The following is a 13,840-nucleotide window of genomic DNA, read 5'->3' on the forward strand; positions in this document are numbered from 1 at the left end:
GGTAAAAGAGGATAATACATAATTGGTCTATCCATTTTTAAAACATAAGGAGGAATATGACATGGTTGAAAAAGTAATGCCAGAAGTTGGAGAAATTATCTCATGTGTAGTAGAACAAATTGAAGATAAGCAAGCAATCGTAGGTTTCGGTGGAAAAACAGATGGTATTCTTCCAATAAAAGAAATTTCAAACGTACATATTGAAAATGTAAGTGACGCGCTAACTGTTGGACAAGAAATTGAATTAAAGGTTATTAAAGTTGAGGAAGATTCAGTTGTTTTTTCTAAACGTGCCGTAGATTCAGTTAAAGCTTGGGAACAATTAGAAGGAAAATTAGCTAGTAAAGAAGTTTTTGAAGTGATCGTTACAGAGCAAGTAAATGGTGGACTAATTGCAGACGTAGGTGTTCGTGGATTTATTCCGGCTTCACTTGTTTCAAAAAAATTCGTTGAAGATTTAGGAAGCTATGTTGGTCAATCGCTTGAAGTAGTGATTGAAGAACTAGACCGCGAAAAAAATCGAGTAATCCTATCTCATAAAGCTGTTGAGCAATTAAATGAAGTTGAAAATCGCCGTCAAGCATACTCTTCTATTAAGGTTGGGCAAATTGTTGAAGGTAAAGTAGAAAGAATAACAAATTTCGGAGCGTTTGTAAATATTGGTGGAGTTGATGGATTAGTCCACGTATCTCAAATGTCTCATAAACGAGTTGCAAAGCCTGAAGAGATTGTAGCTGTAGGAGATACTGTAAAAGTTCAAGTTCTTTCAATTGACACAGATACTAACCGTATTGCTTTATCAATGAAAGCAATTCAGCCAGGACCATGGGATCAATTAAATCCAAGCATTAAAGCAGAGGCTGTAGTTGAAGGGACTGTAAAACGTCTTACAAACTTTGGTGCATTTGTAGAAGTTCAAAATGGAATTGAAGGATTAGTTCATGTTTCTCAAATTGCTGATAAACATATTAAAAATCCAAACGAAGTCCTAACAGTTGGTCAAGAAGTAAAAGTTAAAGTTTTAGATATCAACCCTACTGAAAAACGCTTATCATTAAGCATTAAAGAAGCTGGTGAAGCTGAACTTCAAGAAGATATTGCTAAATACGTACAGCCAAGTGAAAGTGGTTTCCAATTAAGCGAACTACTTGGTGATAAATTAAATAAATTTAAAAAATAATAAAAAATCCTTCAGCCATTTGCTGAAGGATTTTTATTTAGAGTACTTTAGTTATGTTGATTTTCTGCTCTTGCTTCTTCAGGTGTGTCTAAACGCGTAGCACCTTTGTTATGAATGCTTTGATCTCGATCAGATTCAACTCTTCTAGATTGTTTAAGTTTCTTTTCTTGACGATCTTTTCCCACTCGATTCACCTCCATAAAAATCTCATTTATAGATTCGTTTTAAATGCAACTTCTTATACACTTTCTTTTCTATTTGATTATTTTTGAAATATGAATTGTTCATACTAGTACTATTAGGAGGTTTTCGTGTGCAAGGTAGTCTATTTATCATTACTTCTTGGATTATTGTATTAATTCTTTTACTTTATCGGGATCGAACTAAGAAGAATTTCTTGTATTTAGCGGGAGTGCTTATATTAATCAGCTGTTCAGCTTACACAATTGATCTATTTTCAATTGATATAAATTTTTCATATATCATTATAATTTTTATCATAAGCTACTTTATTAGTTTATTAAATTTAATTGAACAAATTGTTCATTTCTTTAAAGGCCTGATTATAGGCATGACATTTAGTGTAGTTACACTGCTTTCGATTTATGATCCTGCAAGTTTTTTTATTGATGAGAAGATAATTAGTTCATTTTTAGTAATACTACTTACTTTCTTTTTAAGTAAATCCTATTATGAAAAAATGCGTTATATAACGATTGGTCTAATTCAGGGAGACATTTTTAATTATATTACGTTTAAGTCGATTAATTTTAAATATATAATTGGAGATTTGAATTGGTTTGATACGTTATTTATGTCCATTTTATTATTGTCTGCAATTCAATTCATCGTAATTTATGGATCAAAATTAAGTCTCAAAAATAGAAAATTACTAAAAAGTTGAAGTGTATTGGTCTTTTCTCATATTTTTTGTTAAAATAGATAAGTTATTTAAATAAATCAATTTTTAAAACTAAACTAAAACTCATTTAGATGATTAAATGGTACATAGTTATGCTAGGAAGGATGAATTAAATGTCTAAACCGACAGTTGCAATAGTTGGACGACCAAATGTAGGGAAATCAACTATTTTTAATAGGATAGTGGGAGAAAGAATTTCAATTGTAGAAGATATTCCAGGGGTTACTCGTGATCGTATTTACAGTTCAGGAGAATGGTTAAATCAAGAATTTAGTTTAATCGATACAGGTGGAATTGACATTGGTGATGAGCCATTTTTAGAGCAAATTCGTCAACAAGCTGAAATCGCAATTGATGAAGCGGATGTTATTATTTTTCTAACAAATGGCCGTGAAGGTGTTACAGCGGCAGATGAGGAAGTTGCTAAAATTCTTTATAAAACAAAAAAACCGGTAGTATTAGCAGTTAATAAAGTCGATAATCCTGAAATGAGAAGCGATATTTACGACTTTTATGCATTAGGATTTGGAGAAGTATTTCCAATCTCAGGTTCACATGGTTTAGGGCTGGGTGATTTACTTGATGAAGTTGTAAAACACTTCCCTGATCAAGAAGATGAAAATTACGATGAAGAGACAATTAAATTTAGTTTAATTGGTAGACCAAACGTAGGGAAGTCTTCTTTAGTAAATGCATTATTAGGTCAAGAACGTGTAATTGTAAGTAATGTTGCTGGAACTACTCGTGATGCTGTCGATACACCTTATTCAAAAGATGGCCAAGACTATGTCATTATCGATACAGCTGGTATGAGAAAAAAAGGTAAAGTATATGAAAGTACGGAAAAATACAGCGTATTACGTGCTTTACGTGCAATTGAAAGATCAGATGTCGTCTTAGTCGTATTAGATGGTGAAGAAGGTATTATCGAACAAGATAAGAAAATTGCTGGATATGCACATCAAGCAGGTAGATCAGTTGTTATTGTCGTAAATAAATGGGATGCAGTAGAAAAAGATGAAAAAACGATGAATGAATTCATTGAAAACATTCGAGCACATTTCCAGTTCTTAGATTATGCTCCAATTGTATTCCTATCAGCTAAAACGAAGAAAAGAACTCAAACTTTATTACCAATGATTAATAAAGCATGTGAAAGCCATAGTTTACGCGTTCCAACAAATGTATTAAATGATGTTATCATGGATGCAATTGCGATGAATCCAACACCAACACATAATGGACAAAGATTAAGAGTGTATTATGCAACTCAAGTAGCAATTAAACCACCTACATTTGTTGTTTTTGTAAATGATCCTGAATTACTTCACTTTAGTTATGAGCGTTTCTTAGAAAATCGTATTAGGGATGCTTTTGATTTTGAGGGATCTCCAATTAGGATTATCGGTCGTGCTCGAGCTTAATTCGATATAAAATTTGGATTCTTTTTGAAGGGGAGTGTTGAATTGGAAAAAATCGCTGTTTTAGGTGCAGGTAGTTGGGGTACTGCTTTAGCCATGGTTTTATCAGATAATGGGCATACGGTTACTTTATGGGGAAATAAATCCGAACAAATCAATGAAATAAATGAACAGCATACTAATAAAAGATACTTGCCAGAAATTAATTTACCTCAAAATTTAAAGGCATCGGTTAATTTAAAGGAAGCTATAAATGGAGCTAACTATATTTTGCTTGTTGTTCCAACTAAAGCAATAAGAGAAGTTTGCCAACAATTAAATAATGAATTAACGAACGAGGTTACAATAATCCATGCAAGTAAAGGGATTGAGCCTGACACATCTAAGCGTGTTTCAGAAATGATCGCTGAAGAAATTAAAGCGAAATTCTTAAAATCAGTAGTTGTATTATCAGGTCCAAGTCATGCTGAAGAAGTTGCTTTAAGACATCCAACGACTGTAACATCGGCATCTAAAAATATGGAAGATGCGGAAATTGTACAAGAATTATTCTCAAATGGTTATTTCCGTGTATACACAAACGAAGATGTAATTGGTGTAGAAATTGGTGGAGCATTAAAGAATATTATCGCTCTAGCTGCTGGTATTACTGACGGACTTGGATATGGCGACAACGCGAAGGCGGCTTTAATGACACGCGGACTTGCAGAAATAATCCGTTTAGGTAAGGCTATGGGAGCTAATACTCAAACTTTTGCTGGTTTAACAGGAATGGGCGACTTAATCGTAACTTGTACGAGTGTTCATAGCCGTAACTGGAGAGCTGGTAATTTATTAGGGAAAGGCAAATCTTTAGACGAAGTATTAGATAATATGGGCATGGTCGTTGAAGGTGTTCGCACGACTAAGGCTGCATATCAATTAGCAAAACAAGTAAATGTAGAGATGCCAATTGTTAATGAATTACACGCAGTATTATTTGAAAATAAAAATCCAAAATTAGCAGTTGATGCACTTATGTCCCGTGTAAAAAAACATGAGGGCGAAAGTACTTCAAATTATATAAGCGATCTTGCTGAGTAATTAATTTATAATTTATGTAAATATAATCAGATTAAAAGCATTAAAACTTTGTTTTAGTGCTTTTAATTTGTAGACAAAGTACAAAATACTTGATTTTCAGACTGATTGCAAGCGCTTGTCTTTCGAGGCGCGAAGCCTGGTGAGGAGCGGAGTTACCTTTGACGGTAATGAGCACCGCAGACAGGCGAAGTAACGAAGAAAGCGAGCGTTTGGCGGGCAGTCTGAAAGCATTAAAACTTTGTTTTAGTGCTTTTTCTTTTGTGGACTAAAATAGGCGTTTCACCATTTCTCTTTTTTTGCATAGCATATGTTGTATAGAAAAGAAGGAGGTTTGAATGGTGACTAATAATAATCCAAATGGTTTCTTCGATAAGATTGAAAAGAAAGCAAATGTAAGCAAATCAGATATTTTTAAAGTCGCTGATTCAGTAAAAGATGCAAACTTTAAAGATGAAGCAACTGTTAGAAAACTAGTTCGTCAAATTGCATTGATGACAGGTCGTCAAGTTTCTAAGGAAAAAGAAGACAAAATCGTTCAAGCAATTGTTACAAATAATATGCCATTAGATTTTCAATCATTAACAAATATGTTTAAACAAAAATAATTGGGCTTATTCTTCAGCGATGTATTTAGTGCATAATCATACATTTTCGCATACTATAGAATGACTTATACCGGATGTATTCTGGTGGGTGTTAGTCGAGGATGATTACGAAGCAATTGCCCCAGTTTGCTTCGAAGAAAGAAGAAGTATATTTTTACTTTTTCTTTCTTTTTATTTTGTCCCTTTAAATATGTGAATGGTCCTAAAATCCTCCTTGGTTGGTTTTTATCAAGGAGGTATTTTGATGGTGGTTGTAAAGGTTGTAACTAGTGAATATGTTCTAATGGATTTTTTATGAAGCTGGAAATAAATTTATAGCAGACAAGTATACGTAAGCATTAAATAAGTCGATAATGTCTTAATAGGATTAAAAAGATTTTAATTCAAATCATGTGATTATTTTGATACTATAATAATGGTAGAAAATACATAGGGGGAACATAATGAACTTGTCACATATTAATGAAATTATTTCTTTTGTAGGAATCGGATTAATGCTTTTATCATTATTTTTAATTTTCTTGAGTAGAAACAAAATAAAAATAAAATTTTTAAAAATGATTACAGCTTTCATTGCGTATATGTCTTTAATTATTTCAGGGATTTTAATTACATATATCGTATTAAGCTGGCCTAGTTAATGAGAATAAAGGGGACTAACATGAAAAAGCTATTTCTTTCCATTCTAATGTGCTTTGTTATAAGTCTATTAAGTGGCTGTTTGTATCCACAAGATAAACTTGCACAAAATCAAGTACCATATGATGATCAATTGCAATCAGTTCAAACTGCCATTAATAAATTTAAGGAAAACAATTCAGGAATGTTACCTATAAAAAACAAGGATATGAATACACCTATTTATATTAAATATCCAATTGATTTTACAAAGTTAACACCTGGTTATTTAAGTGATGCACCTGGTAATTCTTATGAAAATGGTGGTATCTTCCAGTACGTATTAGTAGATGCAGAGAAGAATCCGACTGTTAAATTAGTCGATCTTAGAATTGCAGAGAAACTAAGAGATGTTTCATTAAGAGTACAAGTTTATAAAGATAAACATACATACCCACCAATCAAGAAAACATTGGCTAATGGTGTTTTTCTATTAAACTATAAAAAGATGGGTTTCAAGGAAGAACCGTTCGTAGTCAGTCCTTATAGCAATAAGAACTTACCAATTATCATGGGGAATGATGGGGAGTTCTATGTTGACTATTCAACTGATTTATATGCAAAAATAAAAGAAGCGAAAAATTATAAGTTCGGTGAAGATATTCGTTCTATCTTAGTAAAAGACTCTCCAATCGTGCCTGCATACTCACTTCCATATACGATTAAAGATGGACAACCAGTGTTTTTAGAACAAAAATAAATAATATAAATCATAATCCTTTGATAAAAGAATACATTTTATCGAAGGATTATTTTATTTGATCCCAAGTGAATAAAAAGAAAAAATAAAAAATCTTGTCATAACTCACTAGGACAACATCATAGAATGATATTGTCATAGGTATACTACTTCAAGTCAATTATTCCCATGTATTGATAAATCGGGAGGGGAACACATGGAAAAGATAGATATTTTTAAAGACATTGCCGAGCGCACAGGAGGAGATATCTACTTAGGTGTTGTAGGTGCTGTGCGTACTGGTAAATCAACATTTATTAAACGCTTTATGGAAGCTGTTGTAATCCCTAATATTCAAAATGAAGCTGATCGTGCTAGAGCACATGATGAATTACCTCAAAGCGCTGCAGGTAAAACAATAATGACTACTGAACCAAAATTCGTTCCGAATCAAGGCGTAAAAATTCATGTAGCGGATGGGTTAGATGTAAATATTCGATTAGTAGATTGCGTTGGTTATAGTGTGCCAGGGGCTAAAGGATATGAGGATGAAAATGGTCCTAGAATGATTAGCACTCCTTGGTATGAAGAACCAATTCCATTTAATGAAGCGGCAGAAATCGGTACAAGAAAAGTTATTCAAGAGCATTCTACAATTGGAGTTGTTGTAACAACTGATGGCACAATTGGAGAAATAGCTAGATACGATTATATCGAAGCAGAGGAACGAGTAGTTGCTGAATTAAAAGAAGTTGGAAAGCCTTTCATTATGGTAATTAACTCTTCTCAGCCATATCATCCTAATACAGAAGCACTTAGACACGAACTATCAGAAAAGTACGATATTCCTGTCATCGCATTAAGTGTTGAAGCAATGCGCGAAGGAGATGTAATGAACGTACTTCGCGAAGCTTTATACGAATTCCCAGTCCTTGAAGTGAACGTAAACTTACCTAGCTGGGTATTAGTTTTAAAAGAAAATCACTGGCTACGCCAAAGCTACCAAGAAGCAATTCAAGAAACAGTTAAAGATATTAAGCGATTAAGAGATGTAGATTATGTAGTTGGCCAATTTAGTGATTATGAATTTATTGAACATGCTCAACTTGCTGGAATAGATATGGGGCAAGGGGTTGCAGAAATTGATTTATCTGCACCAGATGAGTTATATGATCAAGTCTTAAAAGAAGTAGTGGGAGTAGAAATTCGCGGTAAAGATCATCTATTAGAATTAATGCAAGACTTCGCCCATGCTAAACAAGAATATGATCAAGTAGCAGATGCCTTAAGAATGGTTAAACAAACCGGCTATGGAGTTGCTGCACCTTCGCTTTTAGATATGAGCTTAGATGAGCCAGAAATTATACGCCATGGTTCAAGATTTGGGGTCAAATTAAAAGCAGTAGCACCTTCAATTCATATGATTAAAGTTGATGTTGAGTCAACGTTTGAACCAATCATCGGAACTGAAAAACAAAGTGAAGAACTTGTTAAATACTTAATGCAAGATTTTGAAGATAATCCATTATCAATTTGGAATTCAGATATATTCGGACGTTCTTTAAGTTCAATCGTACGAGAAGGCATCCAAGCGAAACTTTCACTAATGCCAGAAAATGCAAGATATAAATTGAAGGAAACTTTAGAAAGAATTATTAACGAAGGAAGTGGCGGCTTAATTGCAATTATCCTTTAATTATTAATTGATCAGGTGGTAAAAACCATCTGATTTTTTTTGTTTTAGCGAAATATAAAGACTAATTTTTAAAAAATCTGAAAGCTCTATTTTATTTGGTGAAATGAAATTTTTAAAAAATCACAGAAAATTAGCAAAGAAAAATAAATTTTATTCGACAAAATTCAACAAAAATAAATTTATTAAAAATCATCAAAAAAATTAAAAAAATGCCGATTAATTCAGTAACCATCATACTTTCAGAAGTACTTATAAGAAAATTGAAGAAGAAAAATGAATTTTTCAGAAAAATCACCACCTGTTTTCGAGTAATTCCAACATTTTCTTATAAAACATATTGAAAAAAGCCGTAGAATCGTATAATATAAGGCATGACAAAGAAATTAATTGGAATTTGTTGTATAAAATTTAAAATTTTGGTCACAAATGAAATTAAGAAACATCTAAAATTTTGGGAGGAGGTGAAAGACATGAACAAAACAGATTTAATCAATGCAGTTGCTGAAGCTGGTGAATTAACTAAAAAACAAGCTACTTTAGCAGTAGACGCTGTATTCGAATCAATTCTTGGTGCGTTACAAAACGGGGATAAAGTACAATTAATCGGATTTGGTAACTTTGAAGTTCGTGAGCGTGCAGCTCGTAAAGGACGTAATCCACAAACTGGCGAGGAAATCGAAATCGCAGCTAGTAAAGTTCCAGCTTTCAAACCTGGTAAAGCGCTTAAGGATGCAGTAAAATAATTACATAATTTAAGCGAAAAAGAAGGATGCTAATAAAAGCATCCTTCTTTTTTTGCTAAAAAAGTCCAAAAAATCTTCTGTTTTTGCGACCAATAAATAATTTTGGACAAAGAAAGGCTTGAGTTTAGGTGTCAAAAAAGAAAGTATCCTTCTTTTTTTTGCCTATAAAAAAAGAATTATGTTAAAATAAAACGAATCTGATAGTGAATATTAGAATTTTTTTTAGCATGGGGGATCAATTAATGAATGAAGTTAATTTAGAAAAAATTGAACAAGCGGTTCGTCTAATTCTCGAAGCTATCGGTGATGATCCAAATAGAGAAGGAATTTACGAAACGCCAAAACGGGTTGCGAAAATGTATGCTGAAGTATTCTCTGGTATGCGCCAAGATGAAAAAGCTCATTTACATAAAGTATTTGGTGAAGATCATGAAGAATTAGTTCTTGTTAAAGATATTCCATTCCATTCAATGTGCGAGCATCATCTATTACCATTTTACGGAGTTGCACATGTAGCGTACATACCTAGAAATGGTAGAGTAACTGGTTTAAGTAAATTAGCACGTACTGTAGAAACAGTAGCTAAAAGACCTCAGCTACAAGAGCGTATTACTGCCTCGGTAGTTGATGCTATTATGGAAGTACTACAGCCACATGGAGCAATGGTAGTTGTAGAAGCAGAACATATGTGTATGTCTATGCGTGGAGTAAGAAAACCAGGCTCAAAAACTGTTACGACTGCTGTGCGTGGCTCACTTAAAGAGGATGTGCAAGGAAGAAATGAAATCCTTGCAATGATTCATTCAACTAAATAGAATCAAATAAGCAAAAAGCAGGGCGTTTGACAGGCAGTCTAAAAAGCCGGGAGTCCTGCTTTTTTTAAAATATTCATTTATAAATAATGCAAGTTGATTGAGTAATCAACTTATACCATCTAAACTACTTATGGTATAATGAAAAAATCAGTTATAAATGGAATGGATGGAAATAATGAATAGTATTCACGAGTTAAAAAATGAAGTAATCACTCAAATATTACATACGATTAGACACCCATATTTAAATCAACATCTTCAGGCACCGACCATTGATGATGTAAAGGTTACTTTATTAATAAATTTATTAAAAGAACACAATTTTACGAGTGATAAAATTGTGCATTATTGTAAAGCCTTGATGATTCATCAAATTGCATTAGATACACATGAAAAGGTATCAACATATGAAGGTACACCAATGGATCGTGAAAAGAAACAATTAACCGTTTTAGAAGGGGACCTATATAGTGGACTATATTACGATGCTCTATCTAAAACTGGGGAAATTGGATTAATACGAGAACTTTCATATGCTGTTAAGGAAATGAATGAAGAGAAGATCAATCTAGTTCACGAACAATTTAGTTCTTTAGAAGATCTTTTCAACTGCATAACTATAATCGAATCAACTATACTTGTACATTTTGCAAAATTTATATCAGCTGAAGAATCAATAAAGCATATTGAGCAAGAATGTTTAATGTCAAGACTGAAAAAAGAATTCGAACGATCATCAGTTGAAAACTGCTCTGATTTTATTACGCAATTTCAAAGAATAATGGGGATTGTTGATTTAGCTAAAACAAAAGAAGAATTATCAAAAATAATACAATTACAAAATTAATCTACATAGAAGTAATCGTAATTAGTTTAGTGGGGGTTTATATGACTCAATCAAAAGAAGAACGCGTACATGACGTGTTTGAAAAGATTTACAATAAATATGATACAATGAATGGTATTATTAGTTTTAGACGACATATTGCTTGGCGTAAACAAACTATGAAAATTATGAATGTTCAAAAAGGTATGAAAGCGCTTGATGTATGCTGTGGTACTGGTGAATGGACAATTGCACTTGCAAATACAGTTGGAAAAGATGGAGAAGTAGTAGGTTTAGACTTTAGTAAAAATATGCTATCTATCGGTGAAGAAAAAGTTAAAAATATGCACTTAGAACAAGTAAAATTAATTCATGGAAATGCTATGGAGTTACCTTTTGAGGACAACTATTTTGATGTTGTTACAATTGGATTTGGTTTAAGAAATGTTCCAGATTATTATACAGTGTTGAAGGAAATGACAAGAGTCGTTAAGCCTGGAGGTATTGTGGTCTGTTTAGAAACATCACAACCGACTGCATTTGGTGTTAGACATGTGTATAAAGCGTATTTTAAATATATCATGCCGATTTTTGGGAAAATATTTGCTAAAAGCTTTAAAGAATATTCTTGGTTACAAGAAAGTGCAAGCACGTTTCCAGGAATGAATGAACTTGCAAATCTTTTCAAAAAAGCAGGGTTAGAAAAAATAAAAATTAAACCTTATACTTTTGGTGTAGCAGCAATGCATTTAGGTGTTAAGCCAAAAAGCTAGTTACAAAAAAGCGAGAAAATGGGATGAATAGTAAGGTGAACGGAATGAAGGTTAAATGGAAATATTCTTATTTAAAAAAGGACATTAATGAGATTGAAAGCACGCTTCATAAAGTAGTCAATTCAACGCAGCCAATTTTGAAAAATGCATCTATACAGTTGCTTGAATCTGGTGGGAAAAGAATTAGACCAGTTTTTGTATTGCTTAGTGCTAAATTTGGACAATATAACCTTCAATCGATTAAAAATGTAGCAGCTACTTTGGAAATCATACATATGGCATCTTTAGTTCATGATGATGTAATTGATGAAGCTAGTTTACGAAGAGGTAAACCTACAATCAATTCAACTTACAATGATCGTGTTGCTATGTATGCAGGGGATTTTTTATTTGCAAAAGCATTGGAATGTATGTCAGAAATCGAAATCCCATTGGCCCATCAAAAATTATCTGAGACTATTTTAGAGATTTGTTTAGGTGAGATTGAACAAATAAAAGATAAATATAATTTTGACCAAAATTTAAAATGTTATTTAAGAAGAATTAAACGAAAAACTGCACTTTTAATTTCAGCGAGTTGTGAAATTGGTGCAATTGCATCAGGAGCCTCTCCTGCTTTTCAAAAGTGTTTAAAAGATTACGGATACTATTTAGGTATGTCGTTTCAAATTATGGACGATATTCTTGATTTTACGGCTTCTGAGAAGGAATTAGGGAAACCATCAGGTAGTGACTTAATTCAAGGGAATATTACATTACCTGTCTTATTTGCGATGAATGATTTAGCTCTAAAAGAGAAAATTGAATCTATTTATGAAGGAATCGATCCGGAAACTGTTAAACCTCTTATCAATCAAATTCGCAAAAGTACATATATTAAAGAAGCAAGAAAAGTTAGTGAAGCATATTTACAAAAATCTTTAAACAGTATCAATAGCCTTCCTAATAGTGAAGCAAAGGAAATGTTAATATTAATTGCTAAAAATATTGGAAATCGAAAAAACTAGAGGCGGAGAAAATGCTAGTGCATTTACAACTGCCTCTTTTGGCTTTTTAGATACGTATAGAATTCCTGTTATTTAGTTATATTTAGTAAAGTTAATCAAAAATCTGGAAGCGATTTCAATTTTTACAATATAACAAGATTTTAAACTATTGATAATTTTATAAATTGATGATACTATTCTAACTGTGTTGTTTATACATAATTGAAATCAAGTGAGGTAGAGCATAATGGAAAGAACTTATTTAATGGTAAAACCTGATGGTGTACAACGTAACTTAATTGGTGAAATCGTTTCACGTTTTGAAAAAAAGGGTTTCCAATTAGTTGGAGCTAAATTAATGCAAGTGAGTAAAGAACAAGCTGAAACTCACTATGCTGAGCACAAAGAACGTCCTTTCTTTGGTGAGTTAGTAGACTTCATTACTTCAAGCCCAGTATTTGCTATGGTTTGGGAAGGCGAAAATGTAATCGCTACCGCTCGTCAAATGATGGGAGCAACAAACCCAAAAGATTCAGCACCAGGAACAATCCGTGGTGAGTATGCTGCAACTGTAGGTAAAAACATTATTCACGGTTCAGATTCACCTGCTAGTGCAGAACGTGAAATCGGAATTTTCTTCAATCAAAATGAATTAGTTGAATACTCTAAGCTTATTAAAGAATGGGTATACTAATAAAATAGTTTTACTCAAAGAAGTCAGCATAATTGCTGGCTTTTTTTATTTATGAAATTATTAAAATCTAGACTGGTGGATAAATTTTCGTATTAACTTAAGAAGGATTGTTATGAGTAAGCAAAAAGTGGGAAAATTAAAAAATGTTAAAAAATAATGCATTGACAGCCTCTTTAAATCTGCTTATAATCATCATTAATAACTTTTTTAATGAATCTTTTGACAATTAAATATATTGCGTTGATAAGGGCACAGTAGGCATAACTTCCCTGTTTAAGAGAGCTGACGGAAGCTGCGAGTCAGTACATAAGGTATGCTGAATTACATTCTTGGAGCAATTTCTATTTCATTTAATGAAAATAGAAACGGTCATTTTGATCGTTAACAAAATGAAGGTGGTGAACAGAGTTTTTGTTCACAACTAGGGTGGTACCGCGATTAAATAATTCGTCCCTACTGTTTATTCAGTAGGGACTTTTTGTTTTTATTTTTTTCATGCCTACTTCTTGATGAAAAGAAGAGGTGTTGGACAAATGTATTTTTAAATTTTAAGGGGGATAAGGAAATGAGTACAAATAATGAGTTAATAAATTTACGTGATAAGGTTGATGAGATTAATTTAAAAATCGTTGAATTATTAAACGAGCGTGGAAAAGTTGTTCAAGAAATTGGTCAGCAAAAGATTAAACATGGTATTAAGCGTTTCGATCCAGTTCGTGAGCGTGAAGTGTTAGATATG

General features: G+C 32.6%; 16 protein-coding genes and 1 other annotated feature. Of the genes, 15 read left to right on the forward strand and 1 reads right to left on the reverse strand.

Going from position 1 to position 13,840, the window contains the following annotated elements:
- The first annotated feature begins 61 nt into the window (after positions 1–61).
- Complete coding sequence (gene rpsA / locus ACFVRR_RS10265; RefSeq protein WP_387327802.1) at positions 62–1,180, forward strand: 30S ribosomal protein S1; 1,119 nt, start codon at positions 62–64, stop codon at positions 1,178–1,180.
- Positions 1,181–1,227: 47 nt separating this feature from the next.
- On the opposite strand, the gene ACFVRR_RS10270 is transcribed toward rpsA, so the two are convergent.
- Positions 1,228–1,365 (reverse strand): YpzI family protein, encoded by a 138-nt coding sequence (locus ACFVRR_RS10270; RefSeq protein ID WP_069031858.1) that lies wholly within the window; start codon positions 1,363–1,365, stop codon positions 1,228–1,230.
- Between the two features lie 128 nt (positions 1,366–1,493).
- Between ACFVRR_RS10270 and ACFVRR_RS10275 the strand changes: the two genes are divergently transcribed.
- From ACFVRR_RS10275 to ACFVRR_RS10340, 14 genes are all read left to right on the forward strand, one after another.
- Positions 1,494–2,084, forward strand: coding sequence for a YphA family membrane protein (locus tag ACFVRR_RS10275; protein ID WP_387327805.1), 591 nt, complete (start codon positions 1,494–1,496; stop codon positions 2,082–2,084).
- Positions 2,085–2,215: 131 nt separating this feature from the next.
- Positions 2,216–3,526: a ribosome biogenesis GTPase Der gene (gene der, locus ACFVRR_RS10280; RefSeq protein WP_097979290.1), complete on the forward strand. Its 1,311-nt coding sequence runs from the start codon at positions 2,216–2,218 to the stop codon at positions 3,524–3,526.
- Positions 3,527–3,568: 42 nt separating this feature from the next.
- Entirely contained in the window at positions 3,569–4,606 is a 1,038-nt protein-coding gene (locus tag ACFVRR_RS10285) for an NAD(P)H-dependent glycerol-3-phosphate dehydrogenase (protein ID WP_387327807.1), read from the forward strand.
- Between the two features lie 335 nt (positions 4,607–4,941).
- Entirely contained in the window at positions 4,942–5,211 is a 270-nt protein-coding gene (locus tag ACFVRR_RS10290; protein ID WP_056466710.1) for a stage VI sporulation protein F, read from the forward strand.
- A gap of 443 nt (positions 5,212–5,654) precedes the next feature.
- Positions 5,655–5,852, forward strand: coding sequence for a DUF2768 family protein (locus tag ACFVRR_RS10295; RefSeq protein ID WP_387327810.1), 198 nt, complete (start codon positions 5,655–5,657; stop codon positions 5,850–5,852).
- 20 nt (positions 5,853–5,872) lie between these two features.
- The gene (locus tag ACFVRR_RS10300; RefSeq protein ID WP_097979292.1) at positions 5,873–6,589 is read left to right on the forward strand and encodes a hypothetical protein; all 717 of its coding nucleotides are present in this window, start codon (positions 5,873–5,875) and stop codon (positions 6,587–6,589) included.
- Positions 6,590–6,785: 196 nt separating this feature from the next.
- Positions 6,786–8,264: a stage IV sporulation protein A gene (gene spoIVA / locus ACFVRR_RS10305; RefSeq protein WP_387327813.1), complete on the forward strand. Its 1,479-nt coding sequence runs from the start codon at positions 6,786–6,788 to the stop codon at positions 8,262–8,264.
- 470 nt (positions 8,265–8,734) lie between these two features.
- Positions 8,735–9,007 carry an HU family DNA-binding protein gene (locus ACFVRR_RS10310; RefSeq protein WP_056466694.1) on the forward strand — a complete coding sequence of 91 codons (273 nt, stop codon included), beginning with the start codon at positions 8,735–8,737 and terminating at the stop codon, positions 9,005–9,007.
- Between the two features lie 242 nt (positions 9,008–9,249).
- The gene (gene folE / locus ACFVRR_RS10315; RefSeq protein WP_056466689.1) at positions 9,250–9,822 is read left to right on the forward strand and encodes a GTP cyclohydrolase I FolE; all 573 of its coding nucleotides are present in this window, start codon (positions 9,250–9,252) and stop codon (positions 9,820–9,822) included.
- Positions 9,823–9,997: 175 nt separating this feature from the next.
- The gene (locus ACFVRR_RS10320) at positions 9,998–10,669 is read left to right on the forward strand and encodes a heptaprenyl diphosphate synthase component 1 (protein ID WP_335481042.1); all 672 of its coding nucleotides are present in this window, start codon (positions 9,998–10,000) and stop codon (positions 10,667–10,669) included.
- A gap of 41 nt (positions 10,670–10,710) precedes the next feature.
- Positions 10,711–11,421 (forward strand): demethylmenaquinone methyltransferase, encoded by a 711-nt coding sequence (locus ACFVRR_RS10325; RefSeq protein ID WP_387327817.1) that lies wholly within the window; start codon positions 10,711–10,713, stop codon positions 11,419–11,421.
- A gap of 44 nt (positions 11,422–11,465) precedes the next feature.
- Positions 11,466–12,428 carry a heptaprenyl diphosphate synthase component II gene (gene hepT, locus ACFVRR_RS10330; RefSeq protein WP_387327841.1) on the forward strand — a complete coding sequence of 321 codons (963 nt, stop codon included), beginning with the start codon at positions 11,466–11,468 and terminating at the stop codon, positions 12,426–12,428.
- A 226-nt stretch (positions 12,429–12,654) separates the two neighbouring features.
- The gene (gene ndk, locus ACFVRR_RS10335) at positions 12,655–13,101 is read left to right on the forward strand and encodes a nucleoside-diphosphate kinase (RefSeq protein WP_025671395.1); all 447 of its coding nucleotides are present in this window, start codon (positions 12,655–12,657) and stop codon (positions 13,099–13,101) included.
- A 231-nt stretch (positions 13,102–13,332) separates the two neighbouring features.
- Positions 13,333–13,559 (forward strand) — a binding site (T-box leader).
- Between the two features lie 107 nt (positions 13,560–13,666).
- Positions 13,667–13,840, forward strand: a 174-nt coding sequence (locus ACFVRR_RS10340) for a chorismate mutase (protein WP_387327843.1), incomplete at its 3' end; no start/stop codon positions are given.

The sequence above is a fragment of the Gottfriedia sp. NPDC057948 genome (assembly GCF_042887255.1).
Lineage (GTDB): Bacteria > Bacillota > Bacilli > Bacillales > Bacillaceae_G > Gottfriedia.

Bases quoted from the DNA above. Each gene is read 5' to 3' on its own strand.
- ACFVRR_RS10310 (WP_056466694.1), top strand. From the start codon at position 8,735: ATGAACAAAACAGATTTAATCAATGCAGTTGCTGAAGCTGGTGAATTA.
- spoIVA (WP_387327813.1), top strand. From the start codon at position 6,786: ATGGAAAAGATAGATATTTTTAAAGACATTGCCGAGCGCACAGGAGGA.
- ACFVRR_RS10325 (WP_387327817.1), top strand. From the start codon at position 10,711: ATGACTCAATCAAAAGAAGAACGCGTACATGACGTGTTTGAAAAGATT.
- ACFVRR_RS10295 (WP_387327810.1), top strand. From the start codon at position 5,655: ATGAACTTGTCACATATTAATGAAATTATTTCTTTTGTAGGAATCGGA.
- rpsA (WP_387327802.1), top strand. From the start codon at position 62: ATGGTTGAAAAAGTAATGCCAGAAGTTGGAGAAATTATCTCATGTGTA.
- ACFVRR_RS10300 (WP_097979292.1), top strand. From the start codon at position 5,873: ATGAAAAAGCTATTTCTTTCCATTCTAATGTGCTTTGTTATAAGTCTA.
- ACFVRR_RS10290 (WP_056466710.1), top strand. From the start codon at position 4,942: ATGGTGACTAATAATAATCCAAATGGTTTCTTCGATAAGATTGAAAAG.
- ndk (WP_025671395.1), top strand. From the start codon at position 12,655: ATGGAAAGAACTTATTTAATGGTAAAACCTGATGGTGTACAACGTAAC.
- hepT (WP_387327841.1), top strand. From the start codon at position 11,466: ATGAAGGTTAAATGGAAATATTCTTATTTAAAAAAGGACATTAATGAG.
- ACFVRR_RS10320 (WP_335481042.1), top strand. From the start codon at position 9,998: ATGAATAGTATTCACGAGTTAAAAAATGAAGTAATCACTCAAATATTA.
- folE (WP_056466689.1), top strand. From the start codon at position 9,250: ATGAATGAAGTTAATTTAGAAAAAATTGAACAAGCGGTTCGTCTAATT.
- der (WP_097979290.1), top strand. From the start codon at position 2,216: ATGTCTAAACCGACAGTTGCAATAGTTGGACGACCAAATGTAGGGAAA.